Annotated in this window: 17 protein-coding genes; 12 read left to right on the plus strand and 5 right to left on the minus strand. The window is 51.7% G+C overall.

Annotated elements, in window-relative coordinates:
- Nucleotides 1-62 precede the first annotated feature (62 nt).
- From R70331_RS13465 to R70331_RS30500, 3 genes are all read left to right on the plus strand, one after another.
- Entirely contained in the window at nt 63-2,036 is a 1,974-nt protein-coding gene (locus R70331_RS13465) for an AraC family transcriptional regulator (protein WP_042176253.1), read from the plus strand.
- A 134-nt stretch (nt 2,037-2,170) separates the two neighbouring features.
- The gene (locus R70331_RS13470; protein WP_042176256.1) at nt 2,171-2,536 is read left to right on the plus strand and encodes a BlaI/MecI/CopY family transcriptional regulator; all 366 of its coding nucleotides are present in this window, start codon (nt 2,171-2,173) and stop codon (nt 2,534-2,536) included.
- A gap of 2 nt (nt 2,537-2,538) precedes the next feature.
- Nucleotides 2,539-4,695, plus strand: coding sequence for a M56 family metallopeptidase (locus R70331_RS30500; RefSeq protein ID WP_052419049.1), 2,157 nt, complete (start codon nt 2,539-2,541; stop codon nt 4,693-4,695).
- Between the two features lie 60 nt (nt 4,696-4,755).
- On the opposite strand, the gene R70331_RS13480 is transcribed toward R70331_RS30500, so the two are convergent.
- On the minus strand, nt 4,756-5,124 hold the full coding sequence (locus R70331_RS13480) for a hypothetical protein (RefSeq protein WP_042176258.1): 369 nt from the start codon (nt 5,122-5,124) through the stop codon (nt 4,756-4,758).
- 89 nt (nt 5,125-5,213) lie between these two features.
- Entirely contained in the window at nt 5,214-6,041 is an 828-nt protein-coding gene (locus R70331_RS13485) for an AraC family transcriptional regulator (RefSeq protein ID WP_042176259.1), read from the minus strand.
- Between the two features lie 182 nt (nt 6,042-6,223).
- Between R70331_RS13485 and R70331_RS13490 the strand changes: the two genes are divergently transcribed.
- On the plus strand, nt 6,224-7,153 hold the full coding sequence (locus R70331_RS13490; protein ID WP_081947607.1) for a dihydrodipicolinate synthase family protein: 930 nt from the start codon (nt 6,224-6,226) through the stop codon (nt 7,151-7,153).
- 72 nt (nt 7,154-7,225) lie between these two features.
- Here the strand turns inward: R70331_RS13490 and R70331_RS13495 are convergent, their stop codons facing one another.
- The gene (locus tag R70331_RS13495) at nt 7,226-7,780 is read right to left on the minus strand and encodes a DUF1697 domain-containing protein (protein ID WP_042176260.1); all 555 of its coding nucleotides are present in this window, start codon (nt 7,778-7,780) and stop codon (nt 7,226-7,228) included.
- Nucleotides 7,781-7,971: 191 nt separating this feature from the next.
- On the opposite strand from R70331_RS13495, the gene R70331_RS13500 reads away from it, so the two are divergent.
- The 7 genes from R70331_RS13500 to mnhG all read left to right on the plus strand — a co-directional run bounded on the left by R70331_RS13500 (nt 7,972) and on the right by mnhG (nt 14,460).
- The gene (locus R70331_RS13500; protein WP_042176261.1) at nt 7,972-8,580 is read left to right on the plus strand and encodes an adenine nucleotide alpha hydrolase family protein; all 609 of its coding nucleotides are present in this window, start codon (nt 7,972-7,974) and stop codon (nt 8,578-8,580) included.
- Nucleotides 8,581-8,647: 67 nt separating this feature from the next.
- Nucleotides 8,648-11,518, plus strand: a complete 2,871-nt coding sequence (locus tag R70331_RS13505) for a Na+/H+ antiporter subunit A (protein ID WP_042176264.1) — start codon at nt 8,648-8,650, stop codon at nt 11,516-11,518.
- Nucleotides 11,518-11,853, plus strand: a complete 336-nt coding sequence (locus R70331_RS13510) for a Na(+)/H(+) antiporter subunit C (protein ID WP_042176267.1) — start codon at nt 11,518-11,520, stop codon at nt 11,851-11,853. The genes R70331_RS13505 and R70331_RS13510 overlap by 1 nt, the downstream gene beginning before the upstream one ends.
- A complete protein-coding gene (locus R70331_RS13515) occupies nt 11,850-13,394 on the plus strand; it encodes a Na+/H+ antiporter subunit D (RefSeq protein WP_081947608.1) in 1,545 nt (514 codons plus the stop codon). The genes R70331_RS13510 and R70331_RS13515 overlap by 4 nt, the downstream gene beginning before the upstream one ends.
- Complete coding sequence (locus tag R70331_RS13520; RefSeq protein WP_042176269.1) at nt 13,336-13,815, plus strand: Na+/H+ antiporter subunit E; 480 nt, start codon at nt 13,336-13,338, stop codon at nt 13,813-13,815. Before R70331_RS13515 ends, R70331_RS13520 begins: the two co-directional genes overlap by 59 nt.
- Entirely contained in the window at nt 13,812-14,105 is a 294-nt protein-coding gene (locus tag R70331_RS13525) for a Na(+)/H(+) antiporter subunit F1 (protein WP_042176271.1), read from the plus strand. The genes R70331_RS13520 and R70331_RS13525 overlap by 4 nt, the downstream gene beginning before the upstream one ends.
- Nucleotides 14,080-14,460: a monovalent cation/H(+) antiporter subunit G gene (mnhG, locus tag R70331_RS13530; protein ID WP_042176273.1), complete on the plus strand. Its 381-nt coding sequence runs from the start codon at nt 14,080-14,082 to the stop codon at nt 14,458-14,460. Before R70331_RS13525 ends, mnhG begins: the two co-directional genes overlap by 26 nt.
- 107 nt (nt 14,461-14,567) lie before the next feature.
- Here mnhG and R70331_RS13535 read toward each other — a convergent pair whose 3' ends face one another.
- The gene (locus R70331_RS13535; protein WP_042176277.1) at nt 14,568-15,812 is read right to left on the minus strand and encodes an MFS transporter; all 1,245 of its coding nucleotides are present in this window, start codon (nt 15,810-15,812) and stop codon (nt 14,568-14,570) included.
- A gap of 206 nt (nt 15,813-16,018) precedes the next feature.
- Between R70331_RS13535 and R70331_RS13540 the strand changes: the two genes are divergently transcribed.
- A complete protein-coding gene (locus R70331_RS13540) occupies nt 16,019-17,122 on the plus strand; it encodes a metallophosphoesterase (RefSeq protein ID WP_042182637.1) in 1,104 nt (367 codons plus the stop codon).
- A 52-nt stretch (nt 17,123-17,174) separates the two neighbouring features.
- On the opposite strand, the gene R70331_RS13545 is transcribed toward R70331_RS13540, so the two are convergent.
- The gene (locus R70331_RS13545) at nt 17,175-17,864 is read right to left on the minus strand and encodes a DUF975 family protein (RefSeq protein ID WP_197071429.1); all 690 of its coding nucleotides are present in this window, start codon (nt 17,862-17,864) and stop codon (nt 17,175-17,177) included.
- Between the last annotated feature and the right edge of the window lie 79 nt (nt 17,865-17,943).

A 17,943-nucleotide genomic window follows, 5' to 3' on the forward strand; every position in this document is an offset into this window, starting at 1 on the left:
TTCCTTGTCTTGTAATTGATAATGATTATCAATTATACTTCGGTAGAAGGAGGCGGTAGCAGATGGAGAATGCTGATGACCACTTGCTGCTGTGGGATTACGCGCATATCCGGCTGGCGGACATCCGCCATCTGAGACTCGAGGCAGGCGGGAGACTGGATTCCTACAGCTTTCCGGCGGCGGGATTTGTGTATATGTCAGGAGCAGCGGCTGCTTTCCGGCTTAACGGGCAGATGCATACTGCGAAACGGTTTCACATTCTGCACAGCGGAAAGGGCGCAAGGCTGGCCATCGACTGGGTGAAGGATGAGCTGGACTGCTATTTTATATTTTACAAAAGCTCACTGGCACTGTCCGCTGGTCCGGGTATCCGCCGGCTGCTGGAACGCAGTAGCCCCTTTCAAAAGGATTATGATTTTGTCCCGGATGCTCCGGTTACGCTGCTGCTGCAGGTCAGGGAGATGCACCGGAAGTGGCAGGGAGCGGGCAGGCTGGAACGGATTCAGATAAAAGGCCTGCTGTATCAGTTCATTTATGAGGCTGAACGGCAGAGACAGCTGACCGGCGCCGGTGCCGGCAGACCGGATCTTGTGGAGCAGGCTGTCCATTACATACGGGAATGCTACGGCCAGCCTATTACGTTGTCATCAATCTCAGAGCACCTTAACTACAGTGCAGTGTATGTGGCCAAGCAGTTTAAAAAGAAAACAGGCAGCAGCCTGATTGATTATCTGATCCGTACCCGGATTGAAAAAGCCAAGGAGCTGCTGCACACGGAAGCATCGCTGCAGGAGGTTGCTGCGGGCGTGGGTTATCCGGATCTGTCCTATTTCATCCGTATCTTCAAAAAAACAACCGGCTTGACGCCGGGAGGCTATAAGGCATTAGCACTGGAGAATGCCCAAGGATCAGATCATCCTACAATCAGGCTAAGATTGTCTAATGCGGCGATGGCTGTACCGGGTTATATTGTTGATGAGAATCATTATCAATATAACAGAAAAGGGGATTCATCCATGTACAGAAACACCAAGATCTCTATGGGCGCGGCGATGTTGCTGTGTCTGGTCATCATGCTCAGCGCCTGTTCCGGCGCAAACAGCCCGGTCAATTCGGCAGGTACAGGAGCAACTCCGGCGGCGCCTGCATCGCAGACGCAGACTGCTAAACCGGCGGCGGAGTCCAATGCAGCATCAACGAGAATATACACTGACAGCCAAGGTCATGAGGTAGAAATTCCGGCGAATCCGCAGCGGATTGTCCTACAGGGTAATTCCATTGGCGATCTGCTTGCGCTTGGCGTACAGCCGGTAGGTGTGGACCGCCGGTTCATCGAGGGCTCGGTTTACTTGAACAAGGAGCAGAACCCGGCAGAGGACATCGGATTTCCGACGAATCTTGAAAAGCTCATTTCGCTGGAGCCGGACCTGACAATGATGGGGTATGCGCTGGATAAGCAATATGAAGAAATTTCCAAGGTTTCGCCGACCATTACTTTTGACCAGAACATGCCGCTGACCGAACGTCTGCCGCTGATCGGTGACATTGTCGGCAAGAAGGCAGAGGCGGAAGCGCTGCTGGCCGGATATAAGACAAAGGCTGAAGCGATGTGGGCCGGACTGCATGCGCAGGGAAAGCTGGCTGAGGGCGAAACCGCAGTAGTGATGATTTATTACTGGGACAAGACGATGTATCTGATGAAAACAGGCGGTATTTCTGATCTTGTGTATCAGGCGCAGGGCTACAATATGACTGACGAAGTGAAGGCGATTGAACCTCCCGAAGGAGCGCCGTTCATTGAGATTTCTCCGGAGCTGATGCATGAAATGCTGATCGGTGACCACCTGTTCGTGCTGTATCCAACGAATTCAGATGCTGAGAATTCCTTTAACGAGCTGCTGCAAACGGCACTCTGGAGCTCACTCCCGGCTGTCAAAAGCGGCAAGGTTACCTTTATCGATTCCATGTGGAATTATGACGATATGCTGACCAGCGGTATGCTGCTGGAGGAATTTCCGAAAATGCTTGAAAAATAACAGTGAAAATGAGCAGCGGCGGATGATCCCGCTGCTTTTTTGTGTGAGTTTGTGTATCGACAAAACGGTCTACAAGTTGTAAACTGGTAAAAACAGGAGGTCTACAGATTGTAAACCATAAGGGGCTGAATATATTGAAAGCAGTAAAGCTGACGGAAACAGAGGCCAGGCTGGCAGAGCTGATCTGGAAAGGTGAGCCGCTTCCCTCCGGGGAGCTTGTGAAGCTGTGCGAAGCTGCGCTGGGCTGGAAGAAATCGACGACCTATACCATGCTGAAGCGGCTGGAGGCTAAAGGTCTGTTTCATAATGGAGACGGCACGGTAGTGTCACTAATCAGTAAGGAGGACTTTCACGCTGAGCAGAGCAAACAGTTCGTGGAAGAGACATTCGGGGGATCGCTGCCGCGCTTCCTGGCAGCGTTCACGCGCAGCCGCAAGCTGGAGGACAAGGAGATTAACGAGCTGCTGAAGCTGATTAATGAGAAGGAGGAGGAGGAATAGGCATGTCAGCCTTTTTTCAAACCGTTCTGCAAATGAGCCTTACAGGCAGCTATGTCATTATCGTTGTACTGCTTGCCCGGCTGCTGCTCAGAAAAGCACCTAAGCTGCTGTCTTATCTATTATGGTTCGCAGTGCTGCTCCGGTTGCTGCTCCCGCTGAACTTTGAAAGTCCCTATAGTGTGATTCCGGCGCTGATGCCGGGTGGAGGAGTTTTGCAGTCAGGCGGGCAGCTGCAGACAGCGGATAGCGGAGGGCTTGCGGGAAGTGAGCCCCAAGTATATCCCGAATCAAATACGGCTGCTCCGTCAGAAAATAACCCGGTAAACATTACAGATACAGGTCTTGCAGGCGGAGGGATGGCGGGAACGGTGTCAGGTTATCCGGTTAAAGATGAGGAGGCTTCAGCAGCTCCACCATCACCGGCAGAACAGCGAATGAGTATGGCTGCATACCTCTGGCTTGCGGGAACGGCCCTTATGCTGGGCTGGGGAATGATCTCAGCTCTGCTGTTGAACCGGCGCTTAAGCAAGGCGCGGCATGAAGACCCGGGCATCTATGAATGGAGCGGGGCGCAGACACCGTTTGTGTACGGTCTGCTGAGACCGCGTATCATTCTGCCGGCCGGGCTTGGCACACATGAACGGGGATACATCATCCGGCATGAACCGATTCATATCAGACGGCTTGACCATCTGGTGAAGCTGGCGGCTTATGCCGCGCTCTGCCTGCACTGGTTCAATCCATTGGTCTGGCTTGCAGTCTATCTGATGGATGAGGATATGGAGAAGTCCTGTGATGAGGCAGTGATCCGGGAGCTGGGCAGCGGCATCAAGAAGGAGTATTCCACCTCGCTGCTCTCGCTTTCCACCGGCAGAAAGTTCACAGGCCGCACTCCGCTAGCTTTTGGCGAGAGCAGCACAAAGGGGAGGATTAAGAACATTCTAAAGTATAAAAAGCCGTCTTTGCGGGTGGTCACCTCAGCCATAACGTTAGTGATTATAGCCGTTGCTGCTGCCGGGCTTACCGGAAATCTCCGTTCACACAAGGTGACTGAAGAGGACTACGCCAAGCAATATATAGCGGAGCAGATTGCCAGGATTGAAGACGGGGCAAGCGGTGTGAAGATTGTAGACAGTGACCTGACTGTTTTCGAGCAGGCAGGCAGGGTCGAAGGACTGCTGCCTGAGCCGCTGGAGCTGTGGCGGCTGGAATACAGGCTGGAGCCGGATGACCTCAGCAAGCTGGCGCTGGCAGGCGAAATGAATGCGGTTGACGGTAAAATTACTGAGGACAGCGGTATGGGGAAGCCGGTGCTGGTGTTTGCTTATGAAGGAAATACGCCCCGTTACGAAGGGGTGATCTGGAGCGCGGAATATGACCTTGGTACAGCGGCTGGACGGGAGACGGCCCTGCAGGTGTTTTTTGAGGGCAAAGGATTGCTGGAACCTGAGACGTACCGCGGTAATCATGCAATTGCGAAGTTCGTGATGTCGGACGGAATGACGGCCCATCTGCTGCTGTCCCAGCCGGCTGTGCAGGGCAGTTCCGGCATCTGGGTTGTCGAGCGCTGGAAGGATGGCAACGGGTATGAATATTACGAAACGCCGGATACATCCTCTCCTTCCGCAGTGTATTTTGCCGGGCTGCAGGCGGAGGCAGACCAAGGGCTGCAGCCAGCAGAGCTGCTGGACCCTCTGCAGGCAGCAACTGCATTCGTAAGAGGGGAGCTTGGCTGGAACCTTACCAAAGAGCAGATTGACCTGCAGATTCCTGCAGCCGCAGCAGATTTTGATATATCTCCCGTAAGCGAGCTCTTGGGCTACGTTAGCGGTATGACTCTGGCGGAGCCCGGATTCAAATTCGATAATGCGGAGTGGCTGACAGATGACGAAGATCCGGCCCGGCTGCGGAGGCTTGGCATAGTACCCGAGCGTGATATGCCCGGAGGCTTCTACGTCCTGAATAAGCTTGCAATCAAGGATCCGCTGGAGCTTGCGGATGCAGCGGAATATGGCATTATTGAAGGTGCTGCATTAAAAGAAGGCAGCAAGGCAGAGTTTGTGCAGCGGCTGGATATCATGGCTGAAGCCGGGATGCTCAGCACAGTAACAATGCAGGACGGCAAGGTGATCCGTATCCAGGAGAGGTATCTTCCGTAGATAAAAAAAGCCGCACATGGAAGCTTGTAATTCTAAGCTTCCATGTGCGGCTTTGCTGCTTCACACCAGCCGGTACCCTGCCGGCAAGCTTCCGGTACGCTGAATGGCGCGGACCTGTGCAGGTGTCAGCCGCTGATTAGTTGCGATCAGCGATTCGGCATCCCCGCGCCGCAGAATGTCATCCAGCTCCCGGATACTGCGGTTTCCGCGCAGAATGACGAAGTTGTCCCGAAACGCAGAGCGGTCAAACAGCACCAGCGTTGCACCAGGATTAGTGGAGAAGAAGCGCAGGCTTTCTATTCCGGTAATAACAGTGTCTACATCGGCAAAGCCGAGGTTTCCGCGGTAGATACGGCGCAGCCCGCGGAAGTTCTCCTCACTGTACACCGTTAACCGGGGATACACTGCAGTTATTTTCTTTTGCTGCATAACGTACTCCTCCTGTCTGAATGATGCATGTTACTTGGAATATCCATCCATCATATGCAGCGGAGCAGTAACCCGGCAGGGAGCAAAGTCTACTCTGAGGAATTACGATAGTCGCGGGGGGCTTCACCCATCACTTTTTTGAACATGCGTGAGAACTGGAACGGGTCATTGTAGCCGACGCTGCAGGCAATTTCACTCATGGAAAGCGCAGACTTGCGGATTAGCTCGCCGGCCCGGTTCATCCGGTACATTATGATATATTGCTGAGGTGTAATACCTGTGGCGTCCTTGAATATTTTGGACAAATATTTACGGTTAATCTTCAGACGTTCAGCCAGCTGCCCGACTGTCAGATCCGTTGCATATTCCTGCTCGATGAAGGCAATCGTCTGCTCCACGTATTGGCCTTTGGCTCCGGTAGAGCCAGCCGGTACAGACGCAGGGTCCAGTATGACGGAGAGGAAGGAATAGAGCGCACCGAGCAGCCGCAGCTCATCCGTCAGCGTATGCTGTGTTGCTTTGAACATCTCAAGAAAGCAGGCCTGAATGTATTCATCCCGGTCCGAGCTGAAGACCGGCTGTTCATCCGATAAAAGCGACCGTTTGAGATAGTATTCCACCTGCATGCCGTTGAAAGCCACCCAGGAGTAGGTCCATGGGTCATCCCCGTCAGCCCGGTAGTAGGACAGATTCTCCGGAGTTATCAGAAATCCTTGCCCTTTTCCCAGCCTGTACGATTTGCCTCCGGTCCGGAACTCTCCTTTTCCGCTATGGATGTAATGGATTTTGTAGTAATTACGCACCATCGGACCTACCTCATGACCGGACTGGCATTGCTCGGTTCCGCAATAGTATAGTTTCAGATCGACATTATGAATGCTGGAAAAATTAGAGAACTGGTATTGTACAATATCCACTTAAGCTGCACCTTCACTCTCTCCGGGACGACATGCATGGTGACATGATGTCATGAATTGGCGTTATTATGACATTCAGATGTAGCGCTTACAAGCCTATAATGATGATAGACTCTTAGCTATTATACCAGGAGGCTGCCTTCCCTGAGAATGGGGACGGCCAGCTGTGAGGAGGCATTGTGTTGGACAACTGCTTATTGCCGGACGGTGTGTGGCCGGTTATGCTAACCCCGTTCACGAAGGATAATGAGATAGACTATACGGCATTGGAAGAGCTGATTGAATGGTATCTGGACAAAGGTGTCCATGGTTTATTCGCAGTCTGTCTTTCGAGTGAGATGCTCTATCTGTCACTTGATGAGAGAACAGAGCTGGCCCGCTTTGTTGCTGAAAAGACCGCCGGCAGAGTTCCGGTTGTTGCTTCCGGACACAATTCGGATGATCTGGAGGAGCAGATCACTGAATTGTCGGCAATGGCCAAGACCGGAGTGGATGCTGTTGTACTGGTAACCAGCCGGATCGCCGGACCAGAGGATGATGATGAAGTATGGAAGCGCAATCTGAGCACGATCATGGAACAGGTTCCGGGTGTAAAGCTGGGATTGTATGAATGTCCGGTTCCTTACCACAGGCTGCTATCCCCGGAGCTTCTGCAATGGTGCGCTCAGACCGGGCGCTTCTTCTTCCTCAAGGAGACGAGCTGTGATCTGGAACAGATCAGGCAGAAGGCAGCTGCTGTTCAAGGAACAACGCTCAAAATCTATAATGCTAACGGCACCTCCTACCTGGGCTCACTGCAGGCCGGCGCGCATGGCTACAGCGGGATATTGACCAATTTCCATCTTGATTTATATGTATGGATTGCCCGCAACTGGAAGCAGGACCCTGTGCGTGCAGAGCAGCTGCAGACCTTGCTCGGCCCGCTTCATTTATTTGAGGGCCGCCATTATCCGGTCAATGCCAAATATCTGCTGCAGCAGGAAGGCCTCAAGCTGACCCTTCATTCAAGGGCTAGAAGCAGTGAAGAGCTCAAGCCGGTTCACCGGCTGGAGATTGAGCAGTTCCTGAAGCTTAGCCGCCTGTTCCGGCAAACCTTTCTTGCTGACGGATAGGCTGCAGAGGGTGAAAGGTCGAGCTGTACCGCGAACAGCCAGAGCCTGCTCTTACTGCAGGCTCTGGCTTCTTTATGCAAGCTGCGCTTCTGCCGCCAGCATAAGCTGGTAAATCTTGCGGGTGGTATTCACATTACGGACGGTCATGAGCTTATACACACTGCTGCCGATCAGCTTGGCCATTCCGCTTCTGGTGACATTCTCACGCTCCACAGAATACAGCACTGCACCGGGAATATACAGAAGCGTGCCGATACCGGGCTTAAGCGGAAGCTTGTCCAGGACGGATTCCGTATCCGTCTCCTGCCACAGGAACATGACATCACTTCTCAGCCGGTCGTCATTGGTCCATGTATCCGGCAACGCATCATTAACAGTTCGGATATCCTCCATGCTGCGGATCAGAACCTTTATGCTCAGGCTGAAGTCTTTTAATATGGCCTGTTCGAGCCGTTCAGACAAATTCTCCTGCAAAGGATCAGCTGCAGAAAAGATAATATTTCCGGAATTAATATAGGTGGTTACAGAGGTCATTCCGGCATGCTCAAATGTCTGTTTAAGCAGCTTCATGCTAATAATATTGTTCCCGCCTACATTGATTCCCCGCAGTAATGCAACATAGATCATAAAAATTCCTGCTTTCTTTGTTTGTCTTTTTCGTGTCCGTAAACTTTACAAACAGCACCTGAATAGATATACTTTAAATATAACATTTAAGGGTTTAGAACAACAGAAAGGGGCCTTACGCCAGTAGGCTCCTTTTGTATTTCTTACCCATTTCACACAGGAGGGCGAAGGTCATTCATAAGGAAAAGATTATGGTATGTGTTCATTACGGTCCGCACGGAGAGCGGTTAATCCGGCGCGGTGTCCAGCTGTCTGAGCTTATCGGGGCACCGCTATATGTGCTTAACGTCGATAGTTCGGACAGTGATGAATATAATCAGAGCAAGGAAATGTTTATGGCTGTCTGGAAACGTCTGGCTGAAGAGGCCGGAGCAGAGTTTATGGTCCGCAAGCGGCGGGGCCGTAAGACTACAGATGTTATCGTTGAAGCAGCAGAAGAAAAAGAAGTAACCCAGATCATTATCGGCCAGTCTGCGCAGACACTCTGGCAGGAGCTCACCAAACGTAATTTTGTCAATGAGCTGATCAGCAAGATGAAAATGATGGATTTGCATGTGGTTGCTGTCCAGCGGATGCGTGCAGGTCTGGAAGAGACACATGAGGAAGGCGTCATCTCTTATCTGGTGAAGAATGGCGGCGTGTATCAGCTCAGTGATGAGCCGGAAGGAACGGACTTCATCAAGGGTAAATATTTTCATGAGCTGCATACCGAATTTGAGAATGGCTTGTTCAGAATTGAGCAAGATGGTAAAGCAAGGTATTTGCATATCTGTGAAGGAACTTTGACTGATCCGCTGTAGCCTGCTTTTTCTTCTGGGAGTAAGTACCAATGTTCACAACCTAAATAAATAAGGTGGAAAAGGAGGCTTGCCTTTGCTGCATATAACCGTTCTTGTTCCGTTTCTGCTGGCCCTAATGATAGCGCTTCTACGCGGGAAGCTGCCCGGACTCCATAGAGGATGGCTCGTGTTTGCCGGACCGCTGGCGTTGTTCGTTTATTTTTTGACCCGCATACCGGTCATCAAGGGAGGGGATTCCGGATATGATATTATCTCATGGATTCCATCCCTTGGCATTGATCTGGTGTTCCACCTGGACGGTTTAAGTCTGCTGTTCACATTGTTAATTACAGGAATGGGTACGCTTGTCGTCCTCTATTCCATTTACTATCTGGACAAACGCAAGGAAGAGCTTACCCCATTTTATGTATATCTGCTGTTGTTTATGGGGGCCATGCTGGGAGTAGTGCTGTCCGATAACCTGATGGTACTGTACGGTTTCTGGGAGCTTACCAGTGTATCGTCATTCCTCCTGATTGCCTTCTGGCACCGCAGACAAAAGTCGCGGTACGGCGCGCTGAAGTCAATGTTGATTACGGTATTTGGCGGTTTGGCAATGTTTGCCGGCTTCCTGATGCTGTATGTCATGACCGGCACGTTCAGTATCCGTGAAATCTGGAGCCAGGCCGAATCTATCAGCGGCCAGGCGCTGTTTATTCCTGCCATGCTGCTGATTCTGCTGGGTGCCTTCACCAAATCGGCCCAGTTTCCGTTTCATATCTGGCTGCCTGATGCGATGGAAGCACCGACTCCGGTCAGTGCCTATCTGCACTCGGCAACTATGGTCAAAGCCGGCCTGTATCTGGTCGCACGCTTCAGCCCGGTGTTTGCGGGGCAATATGAGTGGTTTTGGATTGTGTCGGGTGTCGGCCTGATCACCTTGATCTATGGATCGATCCAGGCGATGAAGCAGACGGACCTGAAGGCTCTGTTAGCCTATTCTACAATCAGTCAGCTTGGACTGATTATGGGATTACTCGGTATGGGATCAGCAGCTTCATTCTACACGGGTGAAGAGGCTGTGTTCTTTACCGCCGCAACAACGGCAGCGTTGTTCCATTTGTTCAATCACGCCATATTCAAAGGCTCCCTGTTTATGGTTGTCGGGATTGTCGACCATGAGACGAACACCCGTGACCTGCGCAAGCTGGGCGGTCTGGTCTCGCTGATGCCGGTGACCTTTACAGTCGCGCTGATCGGCAGCTTCTCAATGGCAGGCCTGCCGCCGTTTGCCGGCTTCCTGAGCAAGGAGATGTTCTTTACTGCGGTTCTGAATATCCGGGAGCTGGATTTTCTGAGTATGCAATCCCTGTTTACGATTGTTCCGGTTGTAGCCTGGATAGCAAGTATATTTACCTTTGCATACAGCATGATTATGGTCTTCCATACCTTTTTCGGCAAATATCAGCCGGAGAAGCTGGATAAGAAACCGCATGAGGCACCGTTCGGGCTGCTGCTGTCACCCATTTTGCTGGCGCTGCTTGCGGTTGTCACCGGATTCTTCCCCAATATGCTGTCGAAGACGCTCATTGTGCCGGGGATGAATGCAATTCATCCGCAAATTGCGGCTAGCTCCCCTTTTTACGTCAATATCTATTTCTGGCACGGCTTTAACACTGAAGTATGGATGACGCTTGGTGTAATTATTCTGGGTGTTGTTGTGTACCGGGTTTACGGCCGGTTCAGTCTCGTTGACAGAGAATGGGGCAGGGGCAGAGGCATTACGCTGAACCAGGTCTATGACGGCAGTATCCGGCTGGTTGAACGGGCGTCCCGTTCGTTAACCGGGCTGTATATGACGGGCTCCATGCGGCATTATCTGATGTATATCTTTACTTTAATCATTGTAATTGTTGGCGGTACCATGCTGTACACAGACGGCATTACGCTCGGGCAAGGCGAGTATGCGCCGATTTCCTTCTTTGAAGTCGTTGCCGTGCTGGTTATGCTGACCGGCGCGCTGGCTATTCCGTTCGCCAAATCGAGAGTATCGGCGATTTTGCTGACGGGAATGGTTGGCTACATGGTGACGCTGCTGTTCGTCCTGTTCCGGGCACCTGATCTGGCGCTTACCCAGATGATTGTTGAAGTGGTGTCGGTTACCCTGTTCCTGCTCTGCTTCCGCCATCTTCCCCGGCTGGGGCGTGAGAAGGTCAAATTCCGGCTGAAGCTTCCGAAGCTGATCATTTCTATCGGATTTGGCGCTACTATGACAATGGTGGCACTGGCAGCTCTTGACAGCAGCCCGTTTGAATCGATCTCAAGCTTCTATACCGAGAACAGCTATAAGCTGGGCGGCGGCAAAAATATTGTCAACGTGCTGCTTGTAGATTTCCGCGGGTTCGATACCATGTTTGAAATCACGGTGCTGGGGCTTGCCTCGCTGGCAATCTACTCCATGATCAAGCTGAAGATTGAGCCGGACAACAAGCCTGCAGCCGTAAAAAGCATGTTCGACGATGAAAAGCCACGCTATTCCCGCAGCAACGATGTGCTGCTGCAGTCCGTAGCCAAGGTGGCCTTCGTCATTATTATTACCTTCTCCCTGTACCTGTTCTTTGCGGGCCATAACAATCCGGGCGGGGGCTTTATCGGAGCCCTGATGGCTGCAGCGGCGCTTGTGCTGCTGGCTATTGCATTCGGGATGGATTTTGTAGAGAAGGTGCTGCCTGTCAATTACCGCATATTAATTGCGGTGGGCATTCTGATGGCGTTCCTCACCGGGATAGGCTCCTTTATCTTTGATGTGCCTTTCCTCAGCCAGGCCTTTGCTTACTTCGAGCTGCCGGTGATGGGCAAGACCGAGCTGACTACGGCGATGCTGTTCGATCTGGGCGTATATCTGTCGGTCATCGGTGTCACCATGAATATTATCTTTACGATCGGGAGGGATGACTGATGGAACTCCTTATTGCCCTGGCGATCGGTGTCCTGTTTACTGTTGGTGTGTACCTTGTCCTGTCTAAAAGCCTGCTCCGCATCCTGCTGGGCACAACATTGATTACGCACGGCGTCCATCTGCTGCTGCTGACTATGGCCGGACTGAAGACAGGTGCGTCCCCGCTGCTTGGCGAGAACGCCGATTCCTATGTCGATCCTTTGCCTCAGGCGCTTATCTTAACCTCGATTGTCATCAGCTTCGGGGTATCCGCGTTCTTCATCGTGCTGGCTTACCGGGCTTACCGCTCAGCCGGCATGGATGATGTAGAAGGAAGCAGGGGGGAGAGAGAATGAATAATCTGCTTGTAATGCCTCTGCTGATCCCGGCCTTAACGGCGGTAATCCTTATTTTTCTGAAGGATAGAATCGGCCTGCAGCGCATAATCAGTGCTGTAAGCGGGTTTATAAATATTGCAGTAGCTGCCTTAATCGTCTACCAGGTTCATACAGATGGCATTCAGACGCTGTATATGGGCGGCTGGATGCCGCCATACGGGATCGTCTTTGTCGCTGACATGTTTGCAGCGCTGCTGGTTCTGACGACTTCAATAGTCGGAGCAGCCTGCCTGTTCTTTTCCTTTGCCAGCATCGGTGAAGAGCGGGAGCGTTATTACTACTATGTGTTCTTTCATTTTCTGCTGACCGGCGTATCCGGGTCTTTCCTTACCGGTGACCTGTTTAACCTGTTTGTATGCTTCGAGGTGCTGCTGGTCGCCTCCTATTCCATGATTGTGCTGGGGGGCACCAGGGTTCAGCTGCGTGAGACGTTAAAATACATTCTGGTTAATGTTCTGTCGTCCAGCTTGTTTGTAGCCGCCATTGCCTATCTTTATGCGGCGACCGGCACGCTTAATATGGCTCATCTGGCTATGCGTGTGGCGGAAGCAGGTCAGGGCGGCATAATGAATGTTATCGCCGTTCTGCTGCTGCTGGTATTCTCACTCAAAGCCGGGCTGCTGCTATTCTTCTGGCTTCCGGATTCCTACAGTGCCCCTCCGCTGGCAGTAAGGGCGTTGTTCGGAGCTTTGCTTACCAAAGTAGGGCTTTACGCCATTACACGCACGTTCACGCTTATCTTTATCCATGATACGGGGCTTACCCATTCCCTGATGGGCTGGATGGCCGGAGCAACGATGATTCTCGGGGCGGTTGGAGCGCTGGCATACAGCGATCTAAGCCGGATTTTCAACTATAACATTATTATCAGTGTAGGCTTCCTTGCTTTTGGCATATCTGTCCTGACCCAGGATTCGCTTAACGGGGTTGTGTTCTATCTGATGCATGACATGATTGCCAAGGCACTGCTGTTCTTCCTTGGAGGCATGATCCTTGCAGCCTCGGGAACCGAGCAGCTTAAGCTGATGGGCGGTCTGATCCGCAGGTATCCATGGACAGGGTGGATGTTCTTTATTCTGACGCTTGCACTGGTCGGCGTACCGCCGCTTAGCGGCTTTGCCGGCAAGGTTATGATGATCCGCAGCGGTTTCGGCGGGATGCATGTAGCGCTGGCTCTTATCGCACTGGCGTCAAGCTTTGTGGTCCTGTATTCGCTGATTAAAGTGTTCCAGGGAGTGTTCTGGGGCGGTGAACGAAGCGAAGAAGAGATTCGTCCGCTGCATTATAAGGCTATGATGGCGCCGGCTGCGGTGCTGTTTGTACTCGTAATTCTGATGGGGGTCGGTGCCGAGACGGTGAACGGATTTGTAATGCAGGCTGGAGCCGTGCTGGCTGATCCGGCACAATACATTAACGCTGTCATGAAAGGAGTAGATCCAGATGGCCTTTCAAATATTATTGAATTTCATGATAGCGTTTCTGTGGATGTTCCTCAATAATGACTGGGCAGCTTCCGGCTTCATCGTCGGTTATGTACTCGGCATTCTTGTCCTGTTCGGACTGCGGCGCTTCTTCGACGGACGGTTGTATCTCGGCAAAGGCTGGGCTATCATTAAGCTGGCAGCCCTGCTTCTGCGGGAACTGGTCGTATCCAGTTATATCGTGGTTAAGGCGGTACTGAGGCCGAATCTGGATATCCGTCCGGCCATTCTGATGTACACTACAGAGCTGAAGTCGGACTGGGAGGTCGCTGTACTCATTACACTGCTCTGTCTGACTCCCGGCTCGGTTGTGCTGGAGGTTTCCAAGGACAACCGTACCCTGTACATTCATGCAATGGACATTAAGGATGCAGAGCAGTTCAGAGACAACATCCGCAACACGTTCGAACGCGCGATTCTGGAGGTGTCCCGCTCATGATTCACTCTATACTCATGCTGTCTGTTTCGATTATGGTTATCTCCATCGGCATTTGTGCCTGGAGGCTGGTCAAGGGACCGTCACTGCCTGACCGGGTTGCCGCACTGGACACCATCGGCATCAATCTGCTGGCTATGGTTGCCGTTCTGTCGGTGCTGTTCAGAACACAGTCCTTTATAGAATATATTCTGCTGATCGGGATTCTCTCTTTTATCGGAACCATGGCTTTTGCCAGATATATCGAAAGGAGAGTGGTGTTCGAGCATGGAGACAATCAAGACCGTGATTGAGCTGTTGTTTGCCCTGCTTATTCTGACCGGGGCGCTGCTAAGCGCCGTCAGCTCGTTTGGACTGATCCGTCTGCCTGACGTTTATCTGAGATCACATGCGGCAGCCAAAAGCGCTACGCTGGGTGTCCTGTGTGTGCTAAGCGGCGCATTTCTCTACTTTGCTGTGTTTCTCGATTTCATCAGCGCGAAGCTGCTGCTTGGGATTGTCTTCGTCTTTATGACTTCACCGTTGTCAGCCCATCTGACCGGGCGGGCGGCTTACCGGACCGGAGTTCCGCTGTGGAACAAGCGCATTCAAGATGATCTGAAAGAGGTGCTGGAGAAGGAACGTCTCAAATCTGATCCTACTTCCTAGCTTCCTGAACAAAACAGGGATGTCTTCACGCCATGATCTGGCTGAGAAGCATCCCTGTTTTGTTGCGGAGAATGTTTGTGCAATTGGTGCTGCCAGCGAATTTGTTTTCAGACCGCAGAAACGTTGCTTTTGCTCCCGGTACGTTTCAGGTATAGGTGCAGCAGCATGTAGGAAACGATAAAGGCTGCGGTTACGAGCCACAGGGGGATCCGCGGGTCGAGCTTGTAAGCCCAGCCGCCGATGATGCCCGCAGGTGCGGTGAACAGCAGAATCAGCACGGACAGCATGGAGAATACCTTGGCCCGCTTGTCATCTTCTATGGCGTTCTGCACCGCAGCCTCCAGATAAGGAGAGCTAATCATCAGTCCTACAGCAGCCAGAACAGTGCTGAGCCCGATCCACAGCAGGCTGGAGGAAGGATAGAGTGCCAGCATTACATTGGATGCTGCAGAAAGTCCAAAGCCGGCCATCATCGCGCGGTGAGCGGCCTGATCCGGAATTTTGGGCATAAGGAGCCAGAGCGTCACCAGCATAATGATGGAGGAAACCGCCGGGAACAGGGAGATAATGCCGCTGTTAAGCCGTAAATAGTCTGCCATATAGAGTGAGAGATACGTCGTCTTCAATGTTGCCTGGAAGTTAAACAGGATGTACACACCAAAGATAAGCAGCAGGTTGCGGTCCGTTCCCAGCTCCCGGAAAGCGCCGCCATATTCGATCATGCTCTCTCTAAGCCCCAGTTCACGGGTCTCCTGCCGTTTACGGATACCTGCCTCAGTCTCACGTGTTGTCAGATGACGGCCGGCAAACTGAAAGGTCATGAATAGAAAGGCGATTACATACATAATCCGCATGCCTGTAACCATACCGTACTGATTCACCAGCAGGCCGCCGAGCGGGGCGAACAGTCCTCCGATAACCCCGATGATCTGCAGCAGGGTGAATACATAAGTCCGGTCAGACGGCTTGGTGTCCTCTACAATAAGGCAGTAAAAGGCAATATGCGGCACACGCTGAAAGCCGTTGATGATGGCTGCGGCAACGAAAAACCACAGGTTTTGTGAAAAAGCCCACAGTAAGGTAGCCAGACTCCAGCTGAGCAAATCAAAATACAGGATGGCCCGTTTGCGTCCCATGCGGTCGGTTAAATATCCGCTTAGCAGGGAAGAGAATACCTGCACGATCAGTCCGATGGTCGTAATCCAGCCGATGTTCAGCTCGGTCAGTCCCAGCTCGTACATATATAGGGTAGCGTAGGTGGAGAACATGCTGAACGGGATCAGAAAAAACGGTTCAAAGGTCAGGCAGCCCCGGCTGTTGCCCTGCAGCCGCGGAAAAATAGTCTTTGCCATGAAGAAGTCCTCCGGATAATAGTAAGAGAGTAAGGTCCAAACTAGTAAACGATAATTAAAGAATAATGTCAACAGAGCAGCGGTTAGAATGTAGGGCTGTATCCGCGGAAGTTGCAGGAGGGCTTGCAGTTACTGTAGACTTGATGAGGACGGTTGTTAAGTATGCTTTTAACGCAGATATCACTCCAATTAGTAAGGTGGTTAACATGTTTATTATTCTCGGAATCGTATTCATTCTTTTGTACGCCGCAATCGTATTCTACATCGGGTGGAGCGGCTGGAGCTGGATTAAGCCCGTCGTATCAGCCAGATTCCGCCTGGTCTATATCATTCTGCTCGTCTTTCTGGCCAGCTCACTTATTCTATCCAGAGTAGTAGCCGGTTCAGCGGTGTTAAGTGTAATCGGCAGCTATTGGCTGGCCTTGTTCAGCTTGTCGGTTCTGCTGCTGCCGATTATCCACCTTATTGTCTGGCTAACCAAGCTGTCACGGCTGCCGCGCCATACGGTCCAGAAATGGTCGGGGATAATCACTTTGCTGCTGCTGGTAGTATTGATAGGCTTCGGCAGCTTTAACGCCTTCAGTCCGGTTACGCGCTCCTATGATATCAAGATTGACAAGCCTGGTCCGGAGAGCGGCCAGCTGCATATTGTAATGGCTTCTGATATGCATTTCGGTTATCTGTCCGGAGCAGGACATGCCCGGCGGATGGTTAAAGAAATTAACGCGTTGAAGCCCGATATTGTATTGCTGCCCGGTGATATTATAGATGATGATATCGTACCGTATAAGAATAAGGGGATAGGTGATATTCTATCGGGGATTAGTGCACCGCTGGGAGTCTATGCCTCGCTGGGGAATCATGACAGGTTCAATGGGGAGATTCAGGAGCTGATCAGCCTGCTTGAGGAGAGCGGGATGAAGGTGCTCTATGACGAGGCAGTACAGGTTGGAGACTGGCTGACGCTGGTTGGCCGGAAGGATTACAGTGATGATGAGCGGGCAGACCTGGCTGCTCTGACGCAGGAAATCGACCGGTCGCAGCCGGTAGTCATGCTGGAGCACCAGCCGGTCGAATTGGGTACCGCAGAGGAGCAGGGCATTGATCTGATGCTGTCGGGCCACACCCACCGCGGGCAGATCGCACCGGCTAACCTGATAACCTCACGGATATTTGAAAATGACTGGGGTTATCTGCAGAAGGGGCAGATGCACTCCGTCGTATCTTCAGGATATGGGTTCTGGGGACCTCCGATCCGGATTGGGTCACGCTCAGAGGTTGTATCCATACATGTGACGTTTGCTGAATAATAAGAACAGGAGGCAGCCTGAGAGCTGCCTCCTGTTGTTTTTTCACTGTCCATCATTTGTAGTAGGGTGTTTCAATCACATTGAGCTCATACTCTGATGTCAATCCTCCAGCGAGCGCATTGTGACGCAAATCCAGATACAGCTCTGCTTTGGTCGCATTGATATAGGGCTGCACAAACAAGACGCCGACCCCCAGTGCCAATAATCCCAGCAGAACCCAGCCAAGGAAGCTTAAATCAAGGACAAACATGCGGAACTTATGCCCGTGAGTCATTTGTCTGCTTAAGTCGACTGCACGGCTGTACCCGATATGCGGATTGTCCGCGAGAATGTACGGTACCTGACTGTACGAATATGATTTTATGATACCCGGAATGATCAGCAGGAGGAACCACAGGAATAGTAAAAAGTTTCTCCAGAGCATCGTGACCACAACCGCCCAGTAGCGGTCTTTGTTAAATGCGTAACCAACATTCCGCATGCTGACTTCACCTTCGGCTGACCGCTTAAAGTAGCGCTGTGCACCGACTATCAGGGGAGAACTGATCAGGATGCCAAAGGCGATGCCGACCAGAACAATGATTATAATAAAGAACAGCGCGACTAGCAGGAAGGGGGCGAGAAACCCCCAATCAATGCTGTTAACAGAGTTATGCCATTCATACCGGTCTGATGATCTCAGATTTTGGCTGGCACTTGGAATACCTGAACCTTCCCCGAGAACAATCAGGATTAAGCTCACTACAAAAGCCTTCCAATAAGAGGTCCGGAGGACATTCTTGGCCCTTCGTTTTAAATCTGCACGTTCCCACATAATAAAA

This window comes from Paenibacillus sp. FSL R7-0331 (assembly GCF_000758645.1).
GTDB classification, from domain to species: domain Bacteria; phylum Bacillota; class Bacilli; order Paenibacillales; family Paenibacillaceae; genus Paenibacillus_AQ; species Paenibacillus_AQ camerounensis.

Excerpts from the sequence above, each read along its gene's own strand:
- R70331_RS13540 (WP_042182637.1), top strand. The coding sequence starts at position 16,019 with ATGTTTATTATTCTCGGAATCGTATTCATTCTTTTGTACGCCGCAATC.
- R70331_RS13480 (WP_042176258.1), bottom strand. The coding sequence starts at position 5,124 with ATGCAGCAAAAGAAAATAACTGCAGTGTATCCCCGGTTAACGGTGTAC.
- R70331_RS13510 (WP_042176267.1), top strand. The coding sequence starts at position 11,518 with ATGGAACTCCTTATTGCCCTGGCGATCGGTGTCCTGTTTACTGTTGGT.
- R70331_RS13495 (WP_042176260.1), bottom strand. The coding sequence starts at position 7,780 with ATGATCTATGTTGCATTACTGCGGGGAATCAATGTAGGCGGGAACAAT.
- R70331_RS13535 (WP_042176277.1), bottom strand. The coding sequence starts at position 15,812 with ATGGCAAAGACTATTTTTCCGCGGCTGCAGGGCAACAGCCGGGGCTGC.
- R70331_RS13515 (WP_081947608.1), top strand. The coding sequence starts at position 11,850 with ATGAATAATCTGCTTGTAATGCCTCTGCTGATCCCGGCCTTAACGGCG.
- R70331_RS13500 (WP_042176261.1), top strand. The coding sequence starts at position 7,972 with ATGGTATGTGTTCATTACGGTCCGCACGGAGAGCGGTTAATCCGGCGC.
- R70331_RS30500 (WP_052419049.1), top strand. The coding sequence starts at position 2,539 with ATGTCAGCCTTTTTTCAAACCGTTCTGCAAATGAGCCTTACAGGCAGC.
- mnhG (WP_042176273.1), top strand. The coding sequence starts at position 14,080 with ATGGAGACAATCAAGACCGTGATTGAGCTGTTGTTTGCCCTGCTTATT.
- R70331_RS13525 (WP_042176271.1), top strand. The coding sequence starts at position 13,812 with ATGATTCACTCTATACTCATGCTGTCTGTTTCGATTATGGTTATCTCC.
- R70331_RS13465 (WP_042176253.1), top strand. The coding sequence starts at position 63 with ATGGAGAATGCTGATGACCACTTGCTGCTGTGGGATTACGCGCATATC.
- R70331_RS13520 (WP_042176269.1), top strand. The coding sequence starts at position 13,336 with ATGGCCTTTCAAATATTATTGAATTTCATGATAGCGTTTCTGTGGATG.